This window comes from Methylobacterium nonmethylotrophicum (assembly GCF_004745635.1).
GTDB classification, from domain to species: Bacteria; Pseudomonadota; Alphaproteobacteria; order Rhizobiales; family Beijerinckiaceae; genus Methylobacterium; species Methylobacterium nonmethylotrophicum.
In genome coordinates this window covers 58,625-84,524 of record NZ_SRLB01000012.1, presented here as the reverse complement: position 1 = coordinate 84,524, position 25,900 = coordinate 58,625, and the positions used below count along the sequence as shown (strand labels likewise).

Sequence of the window (25,900 nt, the reverse complement as noted above, 5' to 3'; positions counted from 1 at the left end):
TTGTGGCCGATGCAACGGTGTCGCGGCTTGAGGCTTGACGGCGCCGGGCGGGCCGGGATGTGGTCGCCCCGGCATCCTTCACGATCCTGGCACGCCAGAGGCCCGATGAGCATCACCCCGCCCCGCGACAAGAGCCGCCTCGGCACCCGCACCCGCCTGGTCCATGCCGGCCGCGACCCGTCGCAGCAGCACGGCTTCGTCAACACCCCGATCTATCGCGGCTCGACCGTGCTGTTCGAGAGCTACGACGCGCTCCAGAACCGGCGGGCGGAATACACCTACGGCACCGCCGGCACGCCGACGATCCGCGCCCTCGAGAGCGCCTGGACCGAGCTGGCGGGGGCTGCCGGCACGGTGCTGACCCCGTCCGGCCTCGCCGCCGTCACGGTCGGGCTGCTCTCCTGCCTCAAGGCCGGTGACCACCTGCTGGTGACCGATTCCGCCTACCGCCCGACCCGGGTCTTCTGCGACGGATTCCTCAAGCGCTTCGGGGTCGAGACCACCTATTACGAGCCCACCATCGGCGCCGGCATCGCGGAGCTGATGCGCGACAACACGACCGCGGTGCTCACCGAGGCGCCGGGCTCGCAGAGCTTCGAGATGCAGGACATCCCGGCCATCGCCGAGGTCGCCCACGCCCGCGGCGCCTGCGTGCTGATGGACAATACCTGGGCGACGCCGCTCCTCTTCCCGCCCCACGCGCGCGGCGTCGACATCGCCATCGAGGCCGGCACCAAGTACCTGTCGGGCGGCTCCGACCTGCTGCTCGGCCTGACCTCGGCCAATGCCAAATACTGGCCGGCCCTGCGGCGGACCTTCGACCAGTTCGCGATGTGTGCCGGCGCCGAGGACGTCTTCCTGGCGCTGCGCGGCCTGCGCACCCTGCCCTTGCGCCTGCGCGAGCACGGCGAGCAGGCGCTCACGCTCGCCCGCTGGTTCCAGGGCCGGCCGGAGGTCGCCCGGGTGCTCCACCCGGCCCTGCCGGAGGATCCCGGCCACGCGATCTGGGCCCGCGACTTCCTGGGATCCTCGGGCCTGTTCTCGATCATCCTCAAGCCCTGCCCCGAACCCGCGGTGGCGGCGATGCTCGACGGGCTGGAGCTGTTCGGGATGGGCTTCTCCTGGGGCGGCTTCGAGAGCCTGGTGATCCCGTTCAACTGCGCGCCCTACCGCACCGCCACCCCCTGGGCCCCGGGCGGGCCGGGCCTGCGGTTCCAGGTCGGGCTGGAGGATCTCGACGACCTGACGCGGGACCTCGAGGCGGGGTTCGCGCGGCTGCGGGCGGCGAGCTGAGGTATCTTGATTGATCCGTGAACAGTAAAGCGCGCCTCCCCTCTCCCATATGGGAGAGGGGTCGTGGCGATCGAAGATCCCGCACGGGCCTGCGGCCCGCGTGAGGGTGACACGCTTCAGTCTAAAGCGTTGAGCTTGGTGCTGGCAGCGGAACGGTCTGAGCTCCATCCGGCACCGTCTCCGGCACAGGCGCAGATGCAGACCCTGCCGATCCAGGAAAGCTCCTGGAGCTGAAGATCCGCGAGATGGACGCGCAGAGCCGCCAGACCCTGGCCGCGCGCTGGAACGGCTCGGCCGCCAACGTGCTGCCGGCGTTGCCGAACTGGCTCGTCGTGCCGGAGCGCCGGCCGGCGTTGAGGCCGCGACGCGTGGCGGGCGAGCGCGTCAAGGGGCCAGCCACGTCGCTGAGGCCCCCGCCCCGTCCCAGGTGAACGAGGCCCGCCGGTGACCCTGGCGGGCGAGATACAGGAACTCGAGCCGGGCCGCCGTCAGGACGACGACGCGAAACTCCGAGAAGCCCGCCTCCGCCGCCGCCTCGTCCTGCGGCAGCGCGTAGGCGCCGCCGGCCGGCAGGGGCGTGCCGGGACCGGGGATGGTGCCGTAGCAGATCCGGCTCATCGGCCGCGACGCGGTCCAGGCGGCGCGGGCCACCGCGTCCTGGCCGTGCAGGCGGGCCGCGCCCTCGATCCGGACCTGGAGCTTGGCCTTCGCGTCGTAGGCGTGGAGCGCCACCCGGGGATCGGCGGCGATCTCGGCCGCCTTGTCGGAGCGGGCGTCGCAATGGACCCGCAGGGTGCGGGCGGCCCGGTCGACCCCGCGCAGCACCACCGTGCGCAGGCGCGGGGCGCCGTCGCGGCCGATCGTGGCCAGCGCCGGGGCGTGGAAGCCGCTCTGGTGGGCGGCGCCCTCCTCCAGCCGGCGCCAGGCCTCGGCGAGGCAGCCCTCGAGGTCGTCGTAGAACGCAGGCAGCTCGGTCATGGGCGGTCCGCCGGTCCGGAGGCCGCGCGGCCTCCGGTTCGTTCACCAATCTAGGTCAGGATGCGGGGAACCGGGATGCCCCGGCAAAGCTTGTCAGTGTGACGATCCGCCCCGAGGTTCTGCCCCCATGACGCTCCGCCTCCTGCCGGCCTGGCTGCCCGTGCTGGCTGCCCTCGCCGCCGCGCCGGCCGTGGCCGCCGACATGCCGCCAGGCATCGCGGTGCGCGGCGGGGCCGGCGTCTCGGCCGGCTGGGCACCGCCGCCTCCCCCGCCGCCGGCCGTCGCGCTCGAGGCGGAGGTGATCCTGGCCGGGCCCCCGCCCCGCCCGCTCCTCGGCTTCGGCTACGCGCCGGTGCTGCCCTATTACGGCGTCTCGACCGGCCCCTACGGCTACCCGCCGCGGCGCGAGCCCGGGATCGGCGCCGGGCTGTTCTGACCGATTTGCCGGCCTACTTGCCGGCCGCGCGCCGCTCGCGGAACACGAGGGCGAGGTTGCGCAGGTAGATCACCGTGCCGAGGCTCTGGCCGAGGATGAAGACCGGGTCGCGCCGGTAGAGCGCGTAGCCGAGCAGCACCGCCGAGCCGCCGAGGGACAGGAACCAGAACGAGAGCGGGATCACGCTGCGCCCCGCCTTCTCGCTGGCGATCCACTGCACGAGGAAGCGGGCGGTGAACAGCCCCTGGCCGACGAGGCCGACCAGCAGCACGAGGTCGAGCGGGCCGGTGAACAGCGACCAGAAATAGGCGCCGAGCCCGTGCATGATGTCCGCGACCATCGGGCTACTCCGTCTCCGCCGTCACGACCTCCGGGACCCGGCGCCGGCGGCGGATCAGCCACCACACCCCGGCGAGGTCGAGGATGCCGACCCAGAGCCGGTCGAACAGGCCGTAATTCGACCGGCCGGTGAGCCGCGGCCGGTCGATCACGTCGGCGTGGACGACGGAAAAGCCCTCGCGGGCGACGAGGGCCGGCATGAAGCGGTGGAGCGCGTCGAAATAGGGCAGGCGCAGGTACACCGCCCGGCGAAACACCTTGAGGCCGCAGCCGGTGTCCCGGGTGGCGTCCTTGAGGATGCGCCCGCGCACCCCGTTGGCGATGCGCGACTGGATCATCTTCCGCCGCCCGTCCTTGCGGCCGACCCGCTGGCCCTGCGCCAGCCCCGCCCCCGGCCCCGCCGCCGCGAGGGCCGCCGCCAGCGCCGGGATGAAGGCCGGGTCGTTCTGGCCGTCGCCGTCGAGGGTGGCGACCAGCTCGCCGCGCGCCGCCAGAACGCCGGTGCGCACCGCCGCGCTCTGGCCGCAGCTCTGGCGGTGGCGCAGCACCCGCAATTCCGGGTGCCGGGCCCGCGCGGCCGCGAGCGCCGCCGGGGTGGCGTCGGTCGAGCCGTCGTCGACGTAGAGAATCTCGAACGGGCGCAGGGGCGCGCAGGCCGCCGCGATCTCGGCGACGAGGGGGGCGATGTTGCCGGCCTCGTTCTTCACCGGCACCACGACGCTGAGGCGGACCGCCCCGGATTCCGCCCTGGTCTCGTCCGGCATGGCGTGGGCGTTCTCGTGCGGATCTCGAATCACGGCGTCACCGCGTAAGCCGACAGGCCGACCGGCTTGCCGCCGTTGATGTTGAAGCCCGTCACCCGGCCGGCGGGCCGTGGCGCCGCGCCGGCGGCCGTCGCGCCGGCGGCCGTCGCCGCCGCGAAGGCCGGGGCGTAGCGGTCCTCGACATAGACGAGGCGGCAGCCGCCCCGGCCGAGGAAGGAGGCGGCCTCCTCGGCGGAATCGAGCATCGCGAGGTCGGTGCCGATCAGGAAGACCAGGCTCGGCTCGCGGTAGCCGAGGGTCGCGACCTTCGGCCCCGGGCAGGGCAGCGCGTCGCGCAAGGCCGCAAGCCGCGGCGAGACCTTGAGGGCGGCGAGCGCCGGCTGGGTGAGCCCGAACACCGCGGGCCCCAGCAGCGCGCCGGAGAGCACCGCGACCGCGAGCGCCCGCTCCGGCAAGCCGTCCACGAAGGCGCGCCAGGCCAGGACCGCCACCGCGGTGGCGGCGAGGAGCAGCGGCAGCCCCGCCCACGGGATCACCCCGTCGAGCCGCCAGGCGGCGACGCAGAGGCCGACGGTGAGGCCGGCCGGGATGAACGGCACCAGGAGCGCCACGAGCCGCGCCCCCGGCCGGTCGCGGTGGACCGCCCCGCGGGCGACCGCCGTGACGGCGAGGATCGCCAGGGCCGGGCAGAGCGGCAGCACGTAATGCGGCAGCTTGGTCGGCACCGCCTCGAAGACCAGCCAGGACGGCAGCACCCAGGCGATCAGGAAGGCGATCCCGTCCTCCCGGCGCCGGGCCCAGGCGAATGGGACCGCCATCGCCGCGAAGGCCGCCGCGGGCCAGAAGGTGGCGAAGATCACCAGCAGGTAGGTGCCGGGCGGCGCCCAGTGCTGGGTCTGGGCGGTGCCGACCTTGCCGAGCATGTCGTGGCCGACCGCCTCGCCGTAGAAGGCGCCGCCGCTCTTGAGGGTGATGGCGACGAACCAGGGCGCCACCAGCATCAGCACCAGGACGAGGCCGAGGCCCGGCCGCAGGGCCTTCAGCCAGGCGCCGGAGCGCGCGAGGACCGAGAGGCAGAGGGCCGCGAGCCCGGCGAAGAGCGGGACCATCGGCCCCTTGACCAGGATGCCGGCCGCGACCGCGAGCCAGAAGGTCAGGACCGTGGCATTCGGCAGCCGGGCCGCGCCCGCCCGCCCCAGCCACGCGCGGGCGAGCGCCCCCATGGCGGCGACCGCGCAGGCGGTGAGCAGCGCGTCGGTCTTGGCGAGCCGCGCCTCGGCCGACAGCATGACGGAGGCGCCGACGAGGGCGGCGGCGAGGAAAGCCTGGCGCCGCGGCAGGAAGGCGAGCGCCGCCCAGTAGCCGAGCAGCACCGTGGCGACCGCGCCGGCGAGGGACGGAAGCCGGTAGAGCCAGATCGCCGTGCGGGCGCCCGGAACGCCCAGCGCCTCGCCGGCGGCGACGACCGCGCTCTGGGCCCAGTAGATCCCGACCGGCTTCTTGTGCCGGGCCTCGCCCTGGAAGCGGATGTCGACGAGGTCGCCGGTCTCGAGCATCTGCTTCGAGGCCTGGGCGAAGCGCGGCTCGTCCCGGTCCATCGGCTGGAGCGAGGAAAAGCCCGGCAGGAAGCAGACGAGAGCGAGGACGACGAGCAGCGCGCAGGCCGCCCCGTGGCTGCGCGCCCCGAGATCGAGGAGGCGCTCCGCGAGACGACCCACTCGGGCGCCCATGGAGGCGGCGCGGCCGGGGCGGCGCCCGGCGGCAAGGCTCGTCAATGCACTGCTCCGAACCGGGGATTCCGACGCCCGCGGCGCCGGCCCACCCGACCGGCACCGGTCGCGGCGGGCGCCCGTGTCGGTGATCCGGGTCGGAAAGTCAATTTTCGCGGGGGGCGTGGAGGCGTGCGCGGCCAGATCTCGGTGCCGGTCCCGGCAAGGTGCACCGGCGGTCCCGCGAGCAGCCGGCTTCCGGTTGCGTTGGAGAATTCCCTCGGAGGGGGCGGCGGGCTTGCCGGGCACCTCGGACGCGGTTCACCCCGCCTCCCGGCGGAGTCAACGGTCTTTGCGGCATCCCGGGTTCCGCTCCGCGGCCCCGCGACGACACACAGGGTGTCGGATCCGGCGCGCGGGCCCGGCCATTGGCGTTAACCCTGATCAGACTCACGCCATCTCGAACAGGAACCCGTCCACCGCCGGGATCGGCACCGAGAGGCTGACCCCGCGCGAGGCCCGCGACAGGCGCCAGGGGCGCTCGCGGCCGGCGCGGACCGCCTCGGAGGGGCGCAGGCGGCGGGTGGCGCCGTCCTCGCCGACCTCGTCGATGGTGAGGAAGCCGTAGACGAGCAGGCGCGAGGCGATGAGCTTGGTCTCGCGGTCGCCCGCCGCCACCGGCAGGGTGCCGGCCTCGTAGACCGTGTCCATCAGGCTGCGCTGGTCGCGCCGCGCGGCGGCGACCCGCGGGCTCGGCGCGAGCTCGTGCTCCACCGGCGCGGGCCGCTCCCGGCGCCGGAACGCCACCACGGTCCCGCCCGCGGCGGTTCTCCCCTTGGTGGCGCCTGCTTGGTTGATGGCGTCCTCTTGGCCCGACAGGTTACGCATACGCCACACATCCCCGCGACACGCCGCCGGCGGCCGATTGAGGCCGCGGCGATGCGCGAGGATTCGACGAATCCGCTTAACGCCCGATTGACCGTCCGGCGAGGCGCGCCGTGCCGGATCGGCGCAAGGCCCTGCGGGCCGGCCCTCGCCCGGCGTGGCCGGCCCGTGTATGAGCGCGACGCTCCGACCCGCGAGGATCCCCGCATGACCGATCCGGCCCCGTCCCGCCCGGCCCCCGCGCTCGCGGTGGAGGACGTGGCCTGCCGCTTCGGCCGGGTGCAGGCCCTCGACGGGGTCTCGCTCAGCGTCCGCCCCGGCGAGGTGATGGCGCTGCTGGGCGATTCCGGCTGCGGCAAGAGCACGCTCCTGCGGGTGGTGGCCGGGCTCGAGACGCCGGATGCCGGCACCGTGCGGCTCGACGGGCGCCTCGTCGCCGGCGCCGGTGCGGACGTGCCGCCCGAGGCCCGCGGCGTCGGCCTGATGTTCCAGGACTACGCCCTCTTTCCCCACCTCACGGTGGCGGAGAACATCCGCTTCGGCCTGAAGGGCCAGCCGCCCGCGGCCCGCGAGGCGGCCTCCGAGCTCCTCGCGCAGGTCGGCCTCTCGGCCCATGCCGCGAGCTACCCCCAGACCCTGTCGGGCGGCGAGCAGCAGCGCGTGGCGCTGGTGCGGGCGCTCGCGCCGGGGCCGCGGCTCCTGCTCCTCGACGAGCCGTTCTCCAACCTCGACCGGCGCATGCGCGACCGGGTGCGGGAGGACACGGTGGCGCTCCTGCGCCGCACCGGCACCACCGCCCTGATGGTGACCCACGACCCCGAGGAGGCGCTGGCGGTCGCGACCCGCATCGCCCTGATGCACCGCGGCCGCATCGTCCAGGTCGCCACCGGCGAGGCGCTCTACCGCCGCCCCGGGAGCCTGTTCGCCGCCCGCTTCCTGGCGGATGCGGCCGAGATCCCGGCCCGCGTCGCGGGGGGCCGGGCCGGGACGCCCCTCGGGCCGGTCCCCGCCCCTCACCTGCCCGAGGGCGCGGCGGTGCGGGTCTGCCTGCGGCCCGAGGCCCTGCGGGTCGGCGAGCCGGGCGACGGTACGGCCGCGCAGGTGACGCGCCGCACCTTCCTGGGCGCGGCGAGCCTGCTCCACCTCGCGGTGCCGGGCGTCTCCGTGCCGCTGCGGGCCCGCCTCCCCGGGCCGGGCCCTTACGGGCCGGGGGACGCCGTCGGTCTGACGCTGGTGCCGGACGCGGTCCTGGTCCTGCCCGACGAGGAGGCGGCGTAGTCGGCAGACTTGCGCCGTCTTACATTGAAACAACTAAAATCTAACGCGCTTGCTTTTGTTTCAGGTTTGCTTCTCAAGGGGGCGCCACAATCGGGAGGCGCCCTCTTGTCCCTGTCACGCACCGTGCTCAGCGTCATCGCCCTGACCGCCCTCGCGGCCCCCGCCCGGGCTCAAGGCGCTCTTGCACAAGGGGCTCTTGCACAAGGCGCCCCGGAGGGCGCCCGCGAGGTGAATCTCTACACCACCCGCGAGCCCGGCCTGATCCGCCCGCTCCTCGACGCCTTCACCACCGCGAGCGGCGTCAAGGTCAACACGGTGTTCGTCGACAAGGGCCTGGCCGAGCGCGTCGCCGCCGAGGGCGCCCGCTCCGCCGCCGACGTCGTGATGACGGTCGATATCGGCAACCTGATCGAGCTCGTCGACCGCGACCTCGCCCAGCCTGTGCGCTCGGAGACGCTCGAGGCGGCGATCCCCGCGAACTTGCGCGACCCGGAGGGCCGCTGGTTCGCCCTCTCGACCCGCGCCCGGGTGGCCTATGCCGATCCGGACCTGCGCGACGTGAGCGGGCTGACCTACGAGGACCTCGCCGACCCGAAATGGAAGGGCAAGGTCTGCCTGCGGGCCGGCCAGCACCCCTACAACACCGCCCTGATCGCGGCCTTCCTGGTCAAGCACGGCGAGGCGAAGACCGAGGCCTGGCTGCGCGGGCTCAAGGACAACCTCGCCCGCAAGGCCGCCGGCGGCGACCGCGACGTCGCCCGCGACATCGTCGCCGACCTCTGCGACCTCGGCCTCGGCAATTCCTACTATGTCGGCCTGATGCGCAGCGGCCGCGGCGGGCCCGAGCAGAAGAAGTGGGGCGACGGCATCCAGGTGGTGCTGCCGACCTTCCAGGGTGGCGGCACCCACGTCAACGTCTCGGGCGCGGTGGTGGCCAAGTCGGCGCCCAACCGCGACAACGCCGTCAAGCTGCTCGAATACCTCGCCTCCGACGACGCGCAGGCGCTCTACGCCAAGGCCGATTACGAGTACCCGGTGAAGCCCGGCGTTACGGTCGACCCGCTCCTCGCCGCCCTCGGGCCGCTGAAGGTCGACGGCACCGCGCTGGTCGAGATCGCCCGCAACCGCAAGGCGGCAAGCCTGCTCGTCGACAAGGTCGGGTTCGACCGGTAGGGCTTCCGGCCCCCGCGGGGGCCGTCGTCGCGTGGCGTCACGACCGGAGCAGGCGAGCACCGTGGAGGGAGGAGCATTCGTGCCGGCGGGGCCGGCGACCCGGTCGCGGGGTCCTTGGCTGCGCGGTCCTTGGCTGCCGGCTTGGCGCCGGACCTCCCGGCCCGGTCCGGCCGCCCGGTCGCGGGGCCCGTGGCTGCGGGCCTGGAGCCTCGCCGCCGGCCTGACCGCCCTCCTGGTCCTGGCCCCGGTCGCGGCGCTCGGGCTCGAGGCGCTGCAGGGCTCCGGCGGGCTGTGGCCCCACCTCCTCGCCCATGTCCTGCCCCCGGCGCTCCGGGAGACCGGCCTGCTCCTCGCCGGGGTCGGGCTCGTCGTGGTGCTCGTCGGCACCGGGGCGGCCTGGCTCGTCGCGGCCTACGAGTTCCCGGGACGGCGCCTGCTCGACTGGGCGCTGCTGCTGCCGCTGGCCGTGCCGACCTACATCGCGGCCTACGCCTATCTCGACCTGCTGCACCCGGTCGGCCCGGTGCAGAGCGCGCTGCGCGCCGCCCTCGGCTATGCCCGCCCGCGCGACCTGATGCTGCCGGACCTGCGCTCGCTGCCGGGCTGCATCCTGCTCCTCGGCTTCGTGCTCTATCCCTACGTCTACCTGCCGACCCGGGCGCTGTTCCTGATGCAGTCGGCGACCCTGGTCGAGGCCGGGCGCAGCCTCGGGGCGGGGCCTTCGGCGGTGTTTTTTCGGGTAGCCCTGCCGCTCGCCCGCCCCGCCATCGCGCTGGGCGCCAGCCTGGCGCTGCTGGAAGCCCTCAACGACATCGGGGCGGCGGAATTCCTGGGGGTCCGCACCCTCACGGTCTCGATCTACGACACCTGGGTCAACCGCTCGGACCTGCCGGGGGCCGCCGGCCTGGCGCTCGTCATGCTCGGGGCCTGCCTCGGGCTGATCGCGGTCGAGCGCGCCGCCCGGCGCGGGCGCGGCTACGCGGCGGCGGCGCAGCGCCCGCGGCGGATGAGCCGTACGGTCCTCGCCGGACCGGCGGCGCTGGCCGCGCCCGCCCTCGGCCTCGTGCCGGTCGCGCTGGGCTTCCTGGCGCCGGCGAGCTACCTCGCGGTCGAGGCGGGGCGGCGCCTGCACTTCGCCGGCCTGTCCGGGGCGATCCTGGCGGAGGGGCTCAACACCCTCCTGTATGCCGGCCTCGCGACCCTCGTGGCGACCGCCCTCGGCCTCGTGGTGGCGGCCGGCCCGCGGCTGCTCGGCGGGCGCTGGCGCGGGTTCCTGCTGCGCTGCGCCACCTTCGGCTACGCGGTGCCGGGCGCGATCCTGGCGATCGGCCTCCTGCCGCCGCTCGCCGCCCTCGACGGCCTGCTCGACGGGGCGAGCCGGGCGCTCACAGGCTTTCCGCTCGCCGCGATGGGCCTCGGCACCGGGGCGGCGCTGGTCTACGCCTACGTGGTGCGCTTCCTCGCCGTCACCGCGGGCAGCAGCGAGGCCGGCCTCGCCCGGGTGCCGCGCTCGCTCGGCGACGCCGCCCGGATCCTCGGCCGCGGCCCGGCCGGCGCCCTGGCGCAGGTCCACCTGCCGCTGACCTGGCCGGCGGTGCTGGGCGGCGCCCTCCTGGTCTTCGTCGACTGCGTCAAGGAGCTGCCCGCGACCCTGATCCTGCGGCCGCTCAACGTCGAGACCCTGGCGACCCACCTCTACGGCGAGGCCGCCCGCGGCACCTACGAGGACGGCGCCGTCGCCGCCCTGCTGATCGTCGCGGTCGGCCTCCTGCCGGTGGCCCTGCTCCTGCGGGTCTCGACCCCGAAGGCGCGCTGAGCCTCATACCCTCGTGCCTTCGCATCGACATGTCGATGCGAAGATGTCCGGCGCATCAGCGCCTGGCGCCTGCGGCGCGGACCCGTTCGGGCTTGCCTTGCGCCTTCGAACGAATCCGTTCGAAGGCGCGGCGGTATCACCCCAGCATCTCGCGCACCAGCGGCGCCACCTTGGTGCCGTAGAGTGCGATCGAGCGCATCAGGCGGTCGTGCGGCAGCGGGCCGGCGCTGTACTTGAGCTGGAAGCGCCCCAGGCTGAGCCCCTTCACCGTCGCGGCGATCTTCCGCGCCACCGTCTCCGGGCTGCCGATGTAGAGCGAGCCGTGATCGGCCTCGCGGTCGAATTCCTGGCGCGTCATCGGCGGCCAGCCGCGCTCGGCGCCGATGCGGTCGCGCATGCGCTTGTAATCGGCGAAGAACTCTTCGCGGGCGCCGGCGTCGGTCTCGCCGACATAGCCCGGGGAATGCACGCCGATCGGCCGCACGGTGCGGCCGAGCTGGGCGCAGGCCCGGTGGTAGAGGTCGACGTAGGGGCGGAACCGCTGCGGCTCGCCCCCGATGATGGCGAGCATCAGGGGCAGGTCGTAATGGACCGCCCGCACCACCGAGTTCGGGCTGCCGCCGACCCCGATCCAGGTGGTGAGCGGCGTCTCCGGCGTCGGGAAGACGCTCTGGTTTGCGAGCGGCGCCCGGGTGGTGCCCTGCCAGGTCACCGGCCCGCCGGCGATCAGGGCCGCGAACAGGTCGAGCTTCTCCTCGAACAGGGTCTCGTACTGGTCCAGCGCGTAGCCGAAGAGCGGGAACGACTCGGTGAACGAGCCGCGGCCGAGGATCACCTCGGCGCGGCCGTTCGAGAGGCCCTGCAGGGTCGAGAAGCGCTGGAAGACCCGGACCGGATCGTCGGAGCTCAGCACCGTCACGGCCGAGCCGAGGCGGATGCGCTCCGTGCGCGCGGCGATCGCCGCCAGCACCATCTCGGGCGAGGAGACGGAAAAATCCTCGCGGTGGTGCTCGCCGATGCCGAAGAAGTCGAGCCCGACCTCCTCGGCCAGGATCCCCTCCGCGACCACGTCGCGGATGACCTGGCCGTGGGCCACGGGCTCGCCGTTCCGGGCGGTGACATCCCCGAACGTGTCGAGGCCGAATTGCAGGGCGTGTGTCATGCCGGCCAAGATGGAGGCGGAGGGTCGCGTTTGAAATGCGCAGCGGTGCAAGGGTGGGCTTGCATCCTTGCACGAACCCCGCGCCCGGCGGGCCGGCGGCGTCACCGTCCCGCGAGCGCCCCCATCTCCTCCGCCAGTTCCTCCACCCCGACCCACAGGTTCCAGGCCGGCGCCAGGCTCCAGCCGGCCAGGCCGATATGCGCCTGGGGCAGCCGGTAATGCAGCACCGGGCGGGGGCTCACCTTCTCGTCCGGCGGCAGCGCCGCCCGCACGCCGGCCTCGTCGCGGTGGGCGAGGATCGGCAGCAGGTCGAGGCCGCGGTGGCGGGTCGGGTTGGCGGCGAGGTAGTCGCGGGCGAGGCCGTCGAGGTCGGGCCGGTAGCCGGGGTCGAGCACCTGGGCGACGTAAGCTGCGGGAAACGGCGGCGGCAGCCCGCGGGCGGCCAGGAAGCCTCCCGCGGCGGTCGCCTTGCGCAGGGCCGGCTCGGACCGGAGATAGGCCTGCAGCAGGCCTGTGAGCGTCGCGGCCTCACAATCCGGCGGCTCGACGTTGAAGTGCAGGCCGAGCGAGCCGAGCAGCACCGCCCCGCGTCCCCGCCCGCCGGCGCCCTGCAGCAGGGCGGCCAGCCGGTCGACCTCCGGCAGCTGCGCGAGGGGAAGCGGGCCGGTGATCACCTCGCGCGGCACCACCGGGCTCAGGAGCGCGGCCAGGGAGCGGCCGGCGGCGCGGACCGGCAGGCCGGGCACCACGCCGGGGACCTGCGCCCGGCGCTGCGGATGGGCGGCGCGCAGGTCGAGCTCGACCCGGATGTCGCCGAGCGCCGTGCCCTCGAGCCGGAAGGCGTGCGGGTCCTCCTCGGCGAGGCGCCCGCCGAGGCCGGCGGCGAGCGCCGTCGCGGCGAGCCGGGCCGAGGGGCCGATGAACTCGATCTCGACGCCGACCCGGCGCGGCCTCCCGTCGGCCTGCAGGGGCCGGGGCGGGAGGCGGAATTCGGGCGAGGGGGATTTGGGCAAAGGAGACTCGGACACGGAGGACTCGGGCATACGGAACTCGCTCGTGCGGAGGTCGGTCACGACGCGACCGCCGTCAGGGGGTCGAGGCCGAACAGGTCCGGGCAATCCTCCTCGCCCGGGCGGCGCGGCAGCCGTCGGGCCGGCGGCGCCGCGGGGCCGAGGAGCCGCAGGACGCGCTTCGAGACCGCGACCGGCAGGTTCTCGCGCTTGGCCCGGGCCTCGATCCGGGCGAGCGCGTTCATGGCGGGTCCCAGCACCGTGAACTCGGCCCGGGCCCCGTCGTCGAGCACCCCGACCAGCACCTCGCCGGCATGCAGGGAGGCGGTGAGCGCGAGGGGCGGCAGCCCCTCCCGCCGGCGGGTCTCGTTCATCTGCTCCATCCGCTCCGCGATCTCCCGCACGCAGGCGAGCGCCGCCGCCGCCTGCTCGGCCGGCGCCCCGTCGACGAACTGCGCCAGCACCCCGTCGCCGACATACTTGTCGACGAGGCCGCCGTGCTCGGTCACGGCGGCGTGCACGAGCGCCCGCACCGCCAGGAGCCAGCCCACCACCCGGTCCTCGCCCCAGCGCCGGGTCAGGGCCGAGAAGCCGCGGATGTCGAGGGCGAGCAGGCAGGCGTGGCGGGGCTGGAGCGCCGTCGGCCCGTCGCGGTGCACGAGGTCGATGCCCGCCGGCACGAAGCGCGCGAGGCTCGCCCGCTCGTGCTCCAGGCGCAGCATCGCGGCGACGCCCCGGTGCAGGCGCGTCACCCCCTCGATCACGAAGGCGCTCGCCACCAGGAAGGACAGGAGCCCGAAGAGCTGCGGCCCCGCCGGCGGCAGGCCGAGGCCGGGGTCCAGCAGGCCGAGGCCGAGCGCCCCGGACCACACCCCCGCGACCACGGCCGCGAACACCGCCGTGTGGCGCGGCCGCAGGGTCAGGCCGGATTCGAGCAGCAGCAGGAAGGCCGGCAGCCGGCTCGCCATCGTGCCGTGCTCGTCGGCGGTGTCGGCCGCCGCCATCATGTATTCGAGCACGATGTAGGCCGCGAGCGCCGCGTCGAGGAGCGTGGCGATCCAGGCGAGCCGCGCGCTGTTGCGCCGCCGCGCCGTGACCGCGAGCCAGAGCGAGGACGCCGCGTAGCCGCCGAGGATGAACCAGTGGCTCCCGGCATGCAGCACGCCGTCGCTCAAGGCGGCCGAGACCAGCAGCACGAGCAGCATCGCCACGCGCATCGCCAGCAGGCGCGCGGCCGTGTCAGCGGCGAGGCCGGCGGCCAGGTCGGGCCTGTCCTCCGAGAGGCGCGGCGCCGCCCTGCCCGGCGGGCTCGGATGTCGTGCGGTCATGATGGGGCAAGCCTTACGCGCGGGACGGGGACGCGTCGAGGCCGGGCGGCCCGGCCGGGGCTCGGGGCTGATTCCGCGCAGGCGGCCCCTTGCGGTGCCGGGCGGGCCTCTCCATCTCTAGACCATCCAACCGGATGGCGACGGGATGGTCAGGAGATGGCAGACAACGTCCACGAGCTGCGGCCGAAGATGCCGGACAGCGAGAAGGTCACGGTCAACCTGGGCTTCGTCGACCTCGGCCGCATCGACCTGATGGTGCGGGACGGCTTCTACGCCAACCGCGCCGACTTCATCCGCACGGCGGTGCGCAACCAGCTCGACCGGCAGGACGAGGCGCTGCGCCAGTCGGTGGCGCGCCGCCAGCTCAGCCTCGGCCTGACGCACATCACCAAGGCGGAGCTCGAGGCGGCGCGGGATGCGGGGCGCCCGCTCAGCATCCAGGTGCTCGGGCTGGCCAGCATCGCCGACGACGTCACGCCGGACCTCGCCCGCGCCGCCATCGCGTCGATCCAGGTGCTCGGCGCCTTCCACGCCAGCGCCGCCGTGAAGGCGGCGCTGGCCGACCGCATCGCCTGACCGGCAATCTCGAACAGGACCCCGATCATGAACGCATTCAATCCCTTCCCCGCGGGCGGCACGGTCGACATGGCCGAGGTGACCCGCCTCACCCGGGCCGGGCGCCTGATGGAGGCTGTGGCGCTGATCCAGGGCCACGCCGCCCCGCCCGAGGCCGCCCGCCCGCCGGGCCCGGCGCCGCACGCGGCCGGGACGATCACCGACCTTGTGGCCCCCACCGAGCCGGGCGGCGCCTGGACGGCGCCCGCGGAGGCTCAGGATCCGCCCGAGGCGGTGCGGGCCTCCGCCCACACCCCCCGGCCGGGGGGCCTGACCGGGCTGTTGCGCGAGGGCGTCCTCGACGGCCTCGGGCTCGACGGCTTCGGGCCGGATCTGGGGAAAGGCCTGAAGACGGGCCTGGGAGCCGGACTGGGGGCAGGCTTGGGGGCGGGTCTCGGCGAAGGGCTCAAGCCCCGCCGGCCGGTGCCGGTGCCGGAGGGCGCCCGGTTCGAGGAGCGGAGCTTTACGGGCGCGGCGGGCCGCCGGACCTACAAGGTCTTCGTGCCGAGCGGCCGGCACGGCCCGTCCCAGGGCCAGCCCCTGCCGGTCGTGGTGATGCTGCACGGCTGCACCCAGGACCCGGACGATTTCGCGCTGGGCACGCGGATGAACGACCTCGCGGAGGCGCAGGGCGCGATCGTGGTCTATCCGCGCCAGGACCGGTCCGCCAACGCGCAGAAGTGCTGGAACTGGTTCCAGGCCGGCGACCAGGGCCGCGGCGCCGGCGAGCCGGCGCTGATCGCCGGCATCGCGGGGGCGGTGGTGGAGGAGTTCGGGGCGGATCCGGCCCGGGTCTACGTCGCCGGGCTCTCGGCCGGGGGCGCTGCCGCGGCGATCCTGGCGTCGACCTACCCGGACGTGTTCGCGGCGGCCGGCATCCATTCGGGCCTGGCCTGCGGCGCGGCCCGGGACCTGCCCTCCGCCTTCGCGGCGATGGGCCAGGGCGGCGCGGGCCCGAAGCGGGAAGGCCCGACCGTGCCGACCATCGTCTTCCACGGCGACGGCGACCGCACGGTCCACCCCCTCAACGGCGAGCGCGTCGTCGCCCAGGCGCTGCCGGGGGCGCCGCTCGCCGAGACCGTGACGCGGGGCGAGGCGCTGGGCGGGATCGCCTATACCCGCACGGTCCACGCCGACGCGGACGGCCGGGGAATCGTCGAGCAATGGGTGCTGCACGGCGCCGGCCACGCCTGGTCCGGCGGCAGTCCCGACGGCTCCTACACCGAGCCGCGCGGCCCCGATGCCAGCGCCGAGATGCTGCGGTTCTTCCTCGGGCACGCCCGCGGGGAGCGTGGTCCGGCGCGCCCGTGAGGCGTGCTTCCGCTTTCTCGCTAGATAGGACTATTTTGTGAAAGAGGAGGCGCGTCTCCCCTCTCCCGTGTGGGAGAGGGGCCGGGGGTGAGGGTGCTACGGTTCTGAGTCATGCTCGAACCGTCGTGCTGGCAGCGTGATGGTCCAGCTACATCCTGAAGCGTGTCACCCTCACGTGCGATCTTCGATCGCCATACCCCTCTCCCACACGGGAGAGGGGATCCCGCGCCTGAGCTTCAATGAATCATTCTTTGTACTTAGGGGACCCCCGCTCTACGCCCCCAGATACGCCGCGATGTTGCGGCGGATGCGGTCGAGCGGCGGCTCGGCCGTGTCCGGCAGGGCGAAGGGCTGGCCCGTGATGGTCTCGAAGGCGCTGACATAGGTGGCGGCGGTCTGCAGCACGACCTCGGGCGGGATCGCCGGCACCGGATCGCGGTAGGGGTCGCAGCGGGCCGCGACCCAGTTGCGGACCACGTCCTTGTCGAAGCTCTCCGGCAGGGTGCCGGCGTCCAGGCGCTCGGGGTAGCTCTGCGCGAACCAGTAGCGGCTGCTGTCGGGGGTGTGGATCTCGTCGGCGAGCACGATCCGCCCCTGGGCGTCCGTGCCGAACTCGTACTTGGTGTCGGCGAGGATCAGGCCGCGCTCGGCCGCCATCGCCTGGCCGCGGGCGAACAGGGCGAGCGCCGCTTCCGACAGCGTCCGCCACTGCTCGTCCGTCAGCAGTTCCCGCTCCAGGATCTCGGCACGCGAGAGCGGCGCGTCGTGGTCGCCGTGGCCGGCCTTGGTGGTGGGGGTGATGATCGGCTGCGGCAGCTTCTCGTGCGGGCGCATCCCGTCCGGCAGGCGGTGGCCGTACATCTCGCGCTGGCCGGCCTTGTAGAGCGTCAGGATCGAGGTCCCGGTGCTGCCGGCGAGGTAGCCGCGCACCACGATCTCGACCGGCAGGATAGTGAGGCGCCGGCCCACCACCACGTTCGGGTCCGGATAGGCCAGCACGTGGTTGTCGCAGATGTCCCGCGTCGCCTCGAACCAGTAGCGGGCGGTCTGGGTCAGGACCTGGCCCTTGAGCGGGATCGCGGCGAGTTCCCGGTCGAAGGCGCTCAAGCGGTCGCTGGTGATCAGGATGCGCCGCCCGTCGGCCAGATCGTAATTGTCCCGCACCTTGCCGCGGTAATGCCCCGGCAGCTCCGGAAGCGTCGCCTCGGGCAGGACGTAGTCGGAAAAGGGCGCGAGCTCGGCCGCCTGCATGATCACCACTCCGCGTTCGCGCCCCGGAACCCTGCGCGCGCTGCGGCCCTGCCTATCGCCGGTGCCGGCCCGCGATCAAGCGGCGGGCGACTATCCCACGTGCCGGTTCGCTCCCACCCACGACCTCATCCTGAGGTGCGACTGCAAGGAGCCTCGAAGGAGGATTCCAGATGTCTCCGTGGTCCCTGGAGCCCTCCTTCGAGGCTGAGCGATCTCCGACCGCGTGCGATCTTCGATCGCCAGCACCTCAGGATGAGGTCGTGAGTGGGATGAGAGATGCGACCTGAGCCAATCTGCCTGTTCCCATAAGCGCTTTCTCAGCGCTCTTGAAAAATATGAGGAATTTTGGAGTTTTAACCTATATCCTATCGGGAGGCTATACCCGATTGCGTCGGGAACTTTGCCGTTTTTCACCCAAATCGGTGAGGAGCCTGTCGGCGCCGAAGCGCCATGACGTCGAACCAATCACTTGAGCGGACGCTTAGGACGCCGTTTTCGTCGAGCCCTATGGTCCCGCGCCTCCTGCGAACCGGTCAGGGCAGCCTCGACGTCGCGGAACCGATACACCTCAACGAAGTGCCCTGGCGGAACCGGAGCATGTTTCAGGCCGAGCTTGTCGATGATGGCGCGCGTCACGATGCGCGATAGATCGTATCGTTCGGCGAGATGGCGAACGGTGCCGTATTCATCACAGAAGCGTTCGAAATCAGCCCTTCGCACCCACCAGCGCTTATTCGTTCGGCCGAGAGCCTGTCGTCCGGGGATCAGTCCGGATCGGACCAACCCGCGGAAACCCCAGTAGTTGACGCCGAACCGCTTCGCGGCTTCCTCCAGCAGCATGCTGTCGGAGCGATGCCCGTGCAGGGCGACGACCTCCCCCACGGATACGAGGATACCCTGCAGTCCCGGGGCGGACGGCAACCTTCCCCTGGGCCTCACGCGGCCGTCGAGGACGGCCGGGAGCAGACGGTCCAATCCGACCCGTCCCTTGAACGATGCCGCCGGCAATCCTGCCAGGTCCCCCACCAGGTCATGGCATTCGGGGACATCGCCGGATAGCCGGCCAAGCAGGTGCTCAAGCTCCTGCGGTGAGTAGGTCCTGTCGCGGCGGCCAGTCACGACCGGATCGTGGGTGGCGACTACGCCGGCATCGACCAAGCGCTGGAAGGCCGGGACGCTGATCCCGAGGAACCTGGCGGCGTGCCGTTGCCCCAATGTTCGTGTTAACAGGTCGCGAACCTTGGAAACCGCCTCCTCGTCGATCACGATCCTGGACCGAAGATCGGTGCCCGAAGGGAGAAGACCAAGTTGCTCGGCGACCGCGACGAGCGTTTTGCGCGTCACCCCCAACTGGTTGGCGGCTTCGGTAAAGGTCACTCCGGACGGAGCGGACCGCCTCGACTTCTCGGCATGGTTGCGGACGGCTGCCCGCAGAGGCTCAAGCGACCCTTCCGGAGACCGGGCCAGCCACATCGAGAGGGCGCCATACGCGGTCCGTGGCGATAGGCTCTGCATGTCGCGTGACGGCACGTCCTCGACCATGGCATCGAGAAGCGCCTCGAACGACAGCGGCCAATCCGCGAGAAGCTCCAATCCGCGCCGGCGCGCCGCCGCCTTGGTGGCGTGGTCGGCCCGGCGCATGTCGAGCGCTCGGCCGTGGTCCGCAATCCAGCCGACGTAAAAGGCCGCCCAGATAGCCGCCTCCAGCGTGACGCCGTCCAGGATACGCGACGGGAGCGGCTCGCATCCGCCGAGACGCCCGACCACGTATCGGTCCAACGAGCACTCGTTCGGCGAACGCGGGATGGCGGCCGCGTTCGTCAGGTCCCCCCCGCACCGGCATCGCCAGGGCCAAGCGCAGTCGGCGTCGATGGGCTCGGCGCACGCGGGACAGGCGCGCAGGAGCTCGCAACAATGGATCGGACAATTGTCGACATGGACCACGTCCCACCAAGCGCGGCGATATGGGCGGAAGGGTCGCGGGCCGTCATTCTCGACCGTTCCCCGCAGGTCGCCTCCCAGGCAGCGCGGGCAATACCGTCGCTTCTTCGGCGCCCAGGACCTCGCCAGGAGCGTCTCACCGTTCAGGACCACCACCTGACGTGGCCCCGAGCTCACGGCGGTGTAGCGGGCGATGTCCGATCCGGCCAGACCCGCGAGGTTCTCGACCGCCTCGACCCTCCGGCCGGCCAGGACCTCCCCGAAATACCGAAGCCCGACCTCGGCGGCGAAGGCGCGGCAGGATGTCTCGCCGTTCCTGGCGGCCAGCCGACCGAACAACGAGTATGCCGGCTCGGGCCGGAAGCGCACGCGCAACGCGCGCGGTTCGAACTCCTCATCCCTCTTGCGTCGGTCGCGAGCGGGCTTCGGCAACTCCTCGGGCAAGCGGCACGTCCGTCGCGGCGGACCCGGGGACCGCGTGGAATGCCGTCTCCACGTCGGCCCGCCGGAAGATGACCTGCCTGCACGCCGGCGGGGCGGCGACAGGGACGACGGAGAGCCGCCCGAGCCGCGAGACGACGGCTTTCGGCGAGGTGCCGAACATGGCAGCTGCCTCGCTTCCGGTCACGTATGCATCACGGAACCGGGCCAGTCCAGCGCGGTCGACCCGCGTCGCCGAACCGCATCGCCGCCCCAGCAGCCCCACGCGCGCAAGATGGCGCGCGGCCTGGTGGTGCAGGCGCAGTTCCGCCGCCGCCTGCTCGATGCTTACATTGCCGTCGGGGCGCCCCGGCTTGAGCGCCTTCGGATCGACGAGGACTTGCGCCAGCGTACGGCCGTCGCCGACCACGCCGGCGGGCGACACGTCACCCGCGAGGATGCGACGGCAGGCGTGGTCGAGCGGGACCCCGGCGGCCTGGCAGGCCGCCGGGAGCGGGAGGATGCCGCCCGGTCGCGCTTCGAGCCGGTTCGCGCCGGCCGCGAGGCGACGAACCAGATCCTCGCACGCCTCCCGGCGGATGCGAGTGGGCTTGGCCTCGAACGGGCCGAGCAGACCGGCCGCGGCGATCCTGCCCGCCTGCGACTTGCCGATGCCGAGCAGGCGGGATGCCTCGTCGATGCCGACGAGCTCGGCTTGCTCCCTCAGGATGGTAGAGACCTCTTGCGAGGAGATCCGGATGCCGACGCCCCGACGCGCACCGCGCGGGACCAAGCCACGTCGGGATGCCTCCCGCTTGACGCGCGCGAAGCCCCACCCCATCGAGCGCGCGGCTCCTGAGATCCCGGGATCGCGCGGCGACGGCGTCGAGAGCAGCGCGCCCTCCCGGTCGGAGATCACCCCGTGCTTGATTGCGTGGCCACGCATCGCCGACCGCACCGCGGACCCGAAAACCGAGGCATGTTCGAGCTTCGCCGCCCAGTGCTCGTAAGCCCAGCCGTACGTCCCCGTCAGTCCGGTCCCGGTCCGTCCACCCCGCGACCGGGTGAGCCCACGGTCGAGCGCCGCCTCGAACTGCGTCGGCCAGGACGCCAGCGCGCGAAACGCGACTTCCCGGATCTCCGCGGCGGCCGCGGTGTCCCGGCGTGGCTTGAGGGCGGATAGAGGCCCCGTGATGACCAGGCCGAGCCGTTCCATCTGAGGAACCGCTTCCTTAAGGTCCATTTCGTCCAAGAGGGGAACGTCGGTAGGCCAACCCGCGAGCCGTGCAGCCGCGTATTCGGAAAAGCCCGCGGTCCCCCGAGGGTCCGGCGGACGGGGTGCCGCCAGGCTGCAGCCACAGATCCTGCACCGACCGGGAGCGCCTCCCCAAGCCGGACGGGCGCCGCAGCGCGGGCAGCCGGCGCCAAATCCGGTCCCGTGCGTCGGGCAGCGCGTCACCGACAGGACATCCCACCAGAGGCGACGATGGACATCGACGGCAGCGTCGCGCCCGGCGGCTCGCGCGAGCAGGGCATCCTCGCGCACGCAATGCGGGCAATATCGGCCGCCGTCCTTGGACCAGTCCGCAAGTCCGACGACGGTGTGGCCGATTCGGACCGACCGCGTGCGAGCATCGACCTTCGGGGAAGACAGCAGCAAGTCGGTTGCGTCCACGCGCGCGAGCATCGCCAGGCGTTCGACCCCTCGGCCGAAACCGAGCTGCCGAAGGCTCAGCCCATGCTCGTGACAGAAGGCGGCCAAGTCCCCGTCCCGATGGCGCGCTGCCAGCCGTCCGAGGAGGCTCGCACCTCCCTCGTACGGCTTCGGACGGACACGTAGCGCGAGAGGCTCGACGGTCTGCCGGCTCACGCGGCGAGCCTCTCCTCGACGTCGTCCCTGACCGGCCGGTAGGCCAATTGCCTCGGACGACGGCGGTTCGCGCGCTCGGACATCGTCGCGTGCTCCCTTGCCATCCGCGCCCAGAGCTTCAGGAACGCGTCCTTGCCGGCGAGGTAGGGATTGCGAGCGGTTCCCCGGGCCAGTTCGCGTGCCGGCATCGGTCGTGCGTCGGGGTCGGCCGACAGTTGCGGCGCGCCGGCGGGCTCGAACCGCTCCCAGACCTGCCCGAGCAAGGCGAGATCGATCCGCCTTGCCTTCCTCTCCAGGGCGACGCTCAGCGCCTCGCTCAGGGTCTTCGAGACGAGGCCCGGATAACCGCCCGTCGCGCAGTACAACCGCTTGGCCGTCTCGTGCTCGAAGAGGAACGACGGCTCGGGCAGGCCGAGCTGAGCCTCGAACAGCCCGAGCATGGCCATGAAGGCGGCGCGCCCCTCGATGGAGGACCAGGAATAGGGATGGAGCACGACCGGCGGCTGCATGCGACGCCGCAGCTGCGGATAGTCCCGCAGGTGGAGGAGGCTCGGCAGGCCGGCCAACACGATCTGCGTGCCGAGCCGGTTGAGCAGGCTCTTGAGGAATTCAGAGACGTCCTCCTCGTTGTCCTGGCTGATGTGCTCGCAGAGGTGGTGCGCCTCGTCGATGAGGATCAGCTCGACCTTGAGCTCGTCGCAGAGCCAGCCGATCTTCGCGATGATCTCGTCGGTGTTCCAGGTGTCCCGCGCCTTCGACCCGAGCGCGCGCATGATGGCCGCGACGAACGATCTCTGCGTCGGGCGCTTCGGGGCCTCGACGAGGATCACGCGTCGGACGTCGCCGTCGGGGCTATCCGTCAGGTGCGGATGGTCCTCGGCGTAACTTTCGAGGATGGTGGATTTCCCCGCCCCAGAGGGTCCGGCGATGACCAGTGCCCGTGCCTTCAGGCGGCGGCGCCTCTCGGGCCTGTACCGGGCCTGCAGCTTCGCGATTTCCGCCTTGCCGTCGAGCAGGGCTTGGTGAGGCACCGTCCGGGTCTCGAAGTCGACGACGACGTCCCCGCCGCCAGCCGCCTCGGGCCCCGGTCCAATCGCTTGCTCCGTCGCCACCTTCACGCCGACCTCCTGGTCCATTGTGCCATCATCGCGAGCATCGCCGCTTGAACGTCCGGGTCGGCGCCGCCTCCGGCCGGCTCCGGGTTACCGGCCCGGTCATTGCCGCCCTCATGACCCTCGGCCTCGCCCCCGACGGGAACCGGCGCGGGATCGTTCGCGGGCGTCGGCTGTCCGACGAGCGGCGTGAAGAAGCAGCCGTTGTCCAGCCCGTACCGTGCCGCCCGTGCGGCGGTGGTCTTAGCCTCGGTGTCATCCAGCGCCACGGCCGCCTCCTCCGCTTCGAGGCGCTGCCCTTCGGCCCGGTGCAGATCGGTCACCGGTCCGCCTTCCGCGAGCCTCCGCGCCCGCTTGTCGTTGGTCCTGGCCTGGTGGAGCGACACCCCGGCCGCGAGTTCGGGTCGGTCGCAAGGCACCACGATCCACCGGCCCGTCTCCTCGTCGAGCACCTCGACCTCCCCTAGGTCGAACGGATCGGCGCGGACTTGGAACCGCTTGGTCGTGCCTCCGCGCCGGCGGCGCAGCTCCTTGAGGTCGTCGTGGTAGTAGACGAGCCCGAAGATCTTGATGCCGACGTTCGTGATCGGCTTCAGGAAGGTGGCGCCCATCAGGCGCCGGATGTCCTCGTAGGAGCGCACGCCCTCGACCCGGTCCACCTCGGCGTGGCGTTGCCACTCCTCAAGGGGGGTTCCCTTAAGCCCGTCATGGAAAGTCACATGGTAATCGTCCACGAAGTATTTGAGCAACTTCTCCTTCACCTCCGGGAGAGTCAGCTTGGCGCTAGCGACTGATTTATATTCACCTCTTTTTGCCGGGTTGCTGAATGTTTTACCTTCCATGAGGTCGAAGACTTGAATTCCTATCCTGCCGAAAATTCGTTCGACCTTACCCTTCAGCCAGGGTTGACGCGGAGGCAAGTTGACGACCGTGAAGCCCATCGACAGCTCGGCGAGCTTCAGGGACCGACTGTGGAATTCCTTGCCGTTGTCACAGAAGACCAGCCGGGGGATGCCCTCGGCAGGCCATGGATTGCTCAGCCCCAACCCGGTGAGGTCCTTGGGCCAGAATGCGTGGGCCAAGCACCGCTGCAGCGAAGCGAAGCTCGGGGGCTCGAAACTCACGTGCACCCCGAGTACCATCCGAGTGCATCTGTCCAAGGCCAAGGTAATCCACGGCCTACCCAGGGGTCTTCCGGACTTCTCGTTGACGACGATGATGTCCAGAAGGCTGTGATCGACCTCGATCTCTTCGAGGGGCTTCGCGGGCGGGCGCTTGCGTTTGAATACGCCGGTTTCGAGGTGCGCTTTACGCCAATTGAAACGCCTCTTAACCTCCTCATGTTCAGAGTAGTTTTTCAAAAGATACGCTTGAAAGCATTTATAGCTTACCTTTAAGCCTTTCGATTTTAGCTCCTTGTTAAGAAGCTTGTGGACTTCGTTCAGCGATGCCCGGCGGTCGTTGAGAAACATCGTTTCGATGTAGATCTTCATCCTCTCAGGGATGAAGGCCCTTTCATCCTTGAACCGCGAGGTTCGGTTCCCGCGCTTCTCGATCAACGGGACCAGGATGCGAATGTCGCGGCTCACCGCCATCCAGGGATGATACCAGCTCTCGATCGTGCTGGGCTTGGGCGCGGCCAGGGGCTTCCGGGGCTTGTTCGGGCTCTTCAGCAACTCGGGGGGCACGCGGCGGCGCTCGGCGCGCGCCGTTTCGCGGACGGCGGCCGCCTCGTCGTCCTCTTTCTGCCACGTCGGTCCTTTCTCGGCGAAAATCTCCGACGCGGCGCGCTCGAAAGCCGCGTTCAGAGGAATGCCTTCCTTGTGCAGTCGGTACGCATGCCAGAGATACTCCGCACGTCGCATCGCCTCGATGCACGACTCCGCCTTGTTGCTCTCGAACGTCCTGTTGAGGAGCTCCTCCTGGTCCGCCGTCAAACCGGCCCGGCCTTGGGGATAGTGCTCGATCTGCTGGCGCATGCGGGTGATGTCACGGTCCGTCACGGTGCGTGTGTCGCCGCCGCCGACCGGTTCCAGGCGCCAGCCCCGGACGACGCGTTTCCGCACGACCCAGAGATGCGGGGTACCGTCCGCCTCCGTGATCCGGAGATGGTCGCCCTCCACGTACCGTTGCGGGCTGCCGCTCATCGTGATGCACCTCCTGCCAGTATCCGCGTGGACGCCCCGAGCGCGAGGTCCAGGTCCAGGCCGACCTCGCCGCGCGCGGCGAGGCGCATGGCCGCCCGAAGGGCACGGACCGGCGGCAGGCCGCCTGCCCAGGCCGCCTCCCCGACCGTCGCGCAGTGCGGCAGCACGGCACGGACGCGCTGCTCCGCCCATGCGTCGCCGACACGGCGCCCCTCGGAGAGGACCGCCCGGGAGTTCGAGAGGCGCGGCTCGCGCTTGATGTCCTTGTCGGTCCAGACCTCGAAATCGGCCCCGAGCGCCGCGCACTCCGCCTCGATGCGCTCCCTCCGACCCCGCAGGGTGGGATCTCGGGCTAGCCGGCGTGCAGGCTTGACCTCCCGAAACGTGCGGCTGAGAGCCGTGACGACGAGGAGATCGGGCGTGTAACGGCGGGCACGGCCGGCATCGCGCCACTGGAAGGTGACCGGTTGGGTCGCGAACTGCACGACTTTCCAGTCCACCTCCAGCAACACGAGGGCGTCGAGTTCGAGCAGGCTCTCGAACGGGACGGACGCCCCCATCTTGCGGCTCGGGTGATAACCGGTCAGGGCCCCCGTCCGGCGGCCGGTGACCACCTTCCTGGCCGGCGGTCGCATGGGCCTCATACGCGGCGCCCCTGAGGCTCGCATGAGACCGCTACCCCCAAGACGGACTTGCCGGACGAATGCATGCCCCTGAGCATGCGGCGTCGCACCGGCGGCTCGCCGCAGCGGTCGACGACGAGCGCGCTCAACCAACGACGGTCGAGAATGGCCGTCTCTTGCGCGCCGCACCCCTCATACCCGGCCTGCCAGCAAGGGACTTGGCAGGGGGACGAAGCGGCTTCCGCATGGCGATGGGCGACCGCCGCAAGCGCGGCAAGCGCCGGCTGGTTCCCGCGAACGGCATCGTCGAGGGCAGCCACGCAGCGCGGCCGTCGGGCGGCCTCGTCCGTTTGCATCGATGCATCATGTGCGACGACAGCGTCGCGCGATTTGCGGGATTGTGGCATGGGCGCGTCCGTTCGCATGACGGGAATTCGGT

Annotated in this window: 21 protein-coding genes and 1 pseudogene; 7 read left to right on the top strand and 15 right to left on the bottom strand. The window is 72.1% G+C overall.

Going from position 1 to position 25,900, the window contains the following annotated elements:
* Positions 1-105 precede the first annotated feature (105 nt).
* On the top strand, positions 106-1,293 hold the full coding sequence (gene metC / locus EU555_RS17375) for a cystathionine beta-lyase (protein ID WP_135416260.1): 1,188 nt from the start codon (positions 106-108) through the stop codon (positions 1,291-1,293).
* A gap of 384 nt (positions 1,294-1,677) precedes the next feature.
* Here metC and EU555_RS17370 read toward each other — a convergent pair whose 3' ends face one another.
* On the bottom strand, positions 1,678-2,271 hold the full coding sequence (locus EU555_RS17370; protein WP_135416258.1) for a pyridoxamine 5'-phosphate oxidase family protein: 594 nt from the start codon (positions 2,269-2,271) through the stop codon (positions 1,678-1,680).
* A 127-nt stretch (positions 2,272-2,398) separates the two neighbouring features.
* Here EU555_RS17370 and EU555_RS17365 point away from each other — a divergent pair, with 127 nt between their 5' ends.
* A complete protein-coding gene (locus EU555_RS17365; protein ID WP_135416256.1) occupies positions 2,399-2,707 on the top strand; it encodes a hypothetical protein in 309 nt (102 codons plus the stop codon).
* Between the two features lie 13 nt (positions 2,708-2,720).
* On the opposite strand, the gene EU555_RS17360 is transcribed toward EU555_RS17365, so the two are convergent.
* The 4 genes from EU555_RS17360 to EU555_RS37050 form a co-directional block, all read right to left on the bottom strand.
* The gene (locus EU555_RS17360) at positions 2,721-3,047 is read right to left on the bottom strand and encodes a lipid-A-disaccharide synthase N-terminal domain-containing protein (protein ID WP_135416254.1); all 327 of its coding nucleotides are present in this window, start codon (positions 3,045-3,047) and stop codon (positions 2,721-2,723) included.
* Between the two features lie 4 nt (positions 3,048-3,051).
* Entirely contained in the window at positions 3,052-3,810 is a 759-nt protein-coding gene (locus EU555_RS17355; protein ID WP_135416554.1) for a glycosyltransferase, read from the bottom strand.
* 29 nt (positions 3,811-3,839) lie between these two features.
* A complete protein-coding gene (locus EU555_RS17350; protein WP_205820951.1) occupies positions 3,840-5,540 on the bottom strand; it encodes an ArnT family glycosyltransferase in 1,701 nt (566 codons plus the stop codon).
* 429 nt (positions 5,541-5,969) lie between these two features.
* Positions 5,970-6,407: a hypothetical protein gene (locus tag EU555_RS37050; RefSeq protein WP_245524342.1), complete on the bottom strand. Its 438-nt coding sequence runs from the start codon at positions 6,405-6,407 to the stop codon at positions 5,970-5,972.
* Between the two features lie 204 nt (positions 6,408-6,611).
* Between EU555_RS37050 and EU555_RS17340 the strand changes: the two genes are divergently transcribed.
* The 3 genes from EU555_RS17340 (at position 6,612) to EU555_RS17330 (ending at position 10,671) form a co-directional block, all read left to right on the top strand.
* Positions 6,612-7,682: an ABC transporter ATP-binding protein gene (locus tag EU555_RS17340; protein WP_135416250.1), complete on the top strand. Its 1,071-nt coding sequence runs from the start codon at positions 6,612-6,614 to the stop codon at positions 7,680-7,682.
* A gap of 111 nt (positions 7,683-7,793) precedes the next feature.
* Positions 7,794-8,855 (top strand): extracellular solute-binding protein, encoded by a 1,062-nt coding sequence (locus tag EU555_RS17335; RefSeq protein ID WP_205820950.1) that lies wholly within the window; start codon positions 7,794-7,796, stop codon positions 8,853-8,855.
* Positions 8,856-9,048: 193 nt separating this feature from the next.
* Positions 9,049-10,671 (top strand): ABC transporter permease, encoded by a 1,623-nt coding sequence (locus tag EU555_RS17330; protein WP_245524354.1) that lies wholly within the window; start codon positions 9,049-9,051, stop codon positions 10,669-10,671.
* A gap of 136 nt (positions 10,672-10,807) precedes the next feature.
* On the opposite strand, the gene EU555_RS17325 is transcribed toward EU555_RS17330, so the two are convergent.
* The 3 genes from EU555_RS17325 to EU555_RS17315 form a co-directional block, all read right to left on the bottom strand.
* Positions 10,808-11,833, bottom strand: coding sequence for an LLM class flavin-dependent oxidoreductase (locus tag EU555_RS17325; RefSeq protein ID WP_135416246.1), 1,026 nt, complete (start codon positions 11,831-11,833; stop codon positions 10,808-10,810).
* Between the two features lie 101 nt (positions 11,834-11,934).
* Positions 11,935-12,846 carry an amidoligase family protein gene (locus EU555_RS17320; RefSeq protein WP_245524341.1) on the bottom strand — a complete coding sequence of 304 codons (912 nt, stop codon included), beginning with the start codon at positions 12,844-12,846 and terminating at the stop codon, positions 11,935-11,937.
* A 56-nt stretch (positions 12,847-12,902) separates the two neighbouring features.
* Entirely contained in the window at positions 12,903-14,171 is a 1,269-nt protein-coding gene (locus EU555_RS17315; protein WP_135416243.1) for an adenylate/guanylate cyclase domain-containing protein, read from the bottom strand.
* Positions 14,172-14,327: 156 nt separating this feature from the next.
* Between EU555_RS17315 and EU555_RS17310 the strand changes: the two genes are divergently transcribed.
* Together EU555_RS17310 and EU555_RS17305 are read left to right on the top strand one after the other, a co-directional pair.
* Positions 14,328-14,747 (top strand): CopG family transcriptional regulator, encoded by a 420-nt coding sequence (locus EU555_RS17310; protein ID WP_135416241.1) that lies wholly within the window; start codon positions 14,328-14,330, stop codon positions 14,745-14,747.
* Between the two features lie 27 nt (positions 14,748-14,774).
* Positions 14,775-16,097, top strand: a complete 1,323-nt coding sequence (locus EU555_RS17305; RefSeq protein ID WP_135416239.1) for an extracellular catalytic domain type 1 short-chain-length polyhydroxyalkanoate depolymerase — start codon at positions 14,775-14,777, stop codon at positions 16,095-16,097.
* A gap of 273 nt (positions 16,098-16,370) precedes the next feature.
* On the opposite strand, the gene EU555_RS17300 is transcribed toward EU555_RS17305, so the two are convergent.
* The 7 genes and pseudogenes from EU555_RS17300 to EU555_RS17275 form a co-directional block, all read right to left on the bottom strand.
* A complete protein-coding gene (locus EU555_RS17300; protein ID WP_135416237.1) occupies positions 16,371-17,348 on the bottom strand; it encodes a phosphoribosylaminoimidazolesuccinocarboxamide synthase in 978 nt (325 codons plus the stop codon).
* Positions 17,349-17,813: 465 nt separating this feature from the next.
* Positions 17,814-19,733, bottom strand: coding sequence for a TniQ family protein (locus tag EU555_RS17295; RefSeq protein ID WP_167858581.1), 1,920 nt, complete (start codon positions 19,731-19,733; stop codon positions 17,814-17,816).
* Positions 19,684-20,925, bottom strand: coding sequence for a hypothetical protein (locus EU555_RS17290; RefSeq protein ID WP_238191794.1), 1,242 nt, complete (start codon positions 20,923-20,925; stop codon positions 19,684-19,686). Before EU555_RS17290 ends, EU555_RS17295 begins: the two co-directional genes overlap by 50 nt.
* 276 nt (positions 20,926-21,201) lie before the next feature.
* A pseudogene (locus tag EU555_RS37725) lies at positions 21,202-21,579 on the bottom strand (TniQ family protein); the annotation flags it as partial.
* The gene (locus tag EU555_RS17285) at positions 21,576-22,715 is read right to left on the bottom strand and encodes a TniB family NTP-binding protein (RefSeq protein ID WP_135416234.1); all 1,140 of its coding nucleotides are present in this window, start codon (positions 22,713-22,715) and stop codon (positions 21,576-21,578) included. The pseudogene EU555_RS37725 and the gene EU555_RS17285, both read right to left, overlap by 4 nt.
* Positions 22,694-24,838, bottom strand: a complete 2,145-nt coding sequence (locus EU555_RS17280; RefSeq protein WP_167858579.1) for a Mu transposase C-terminal domain-containing protein — start codon at positions 24,836-24,838, stop codon at positions 22,694-22,696. Before EU555_RS17280 ends, EU555_RS17285 begins: the two co-directional genes overlap by 22 nt.
* A complete protein-coding gene (locus EU555_RS17275; protein WP_167858578.1) occupies positions 24,835-25,473 on the bottom strand; it encodes a TnsA endonuclease N-terminal domain-containing protein in 639 nt (212 codons plus the stop codon). Before EU555_RS17275 ends, EU555_RS17280 begins: the two co-directional genes overlap by 4 nt.
* Between the last annotated feature and the right edge of the window lie 427 nt (positions 25,474-25,900).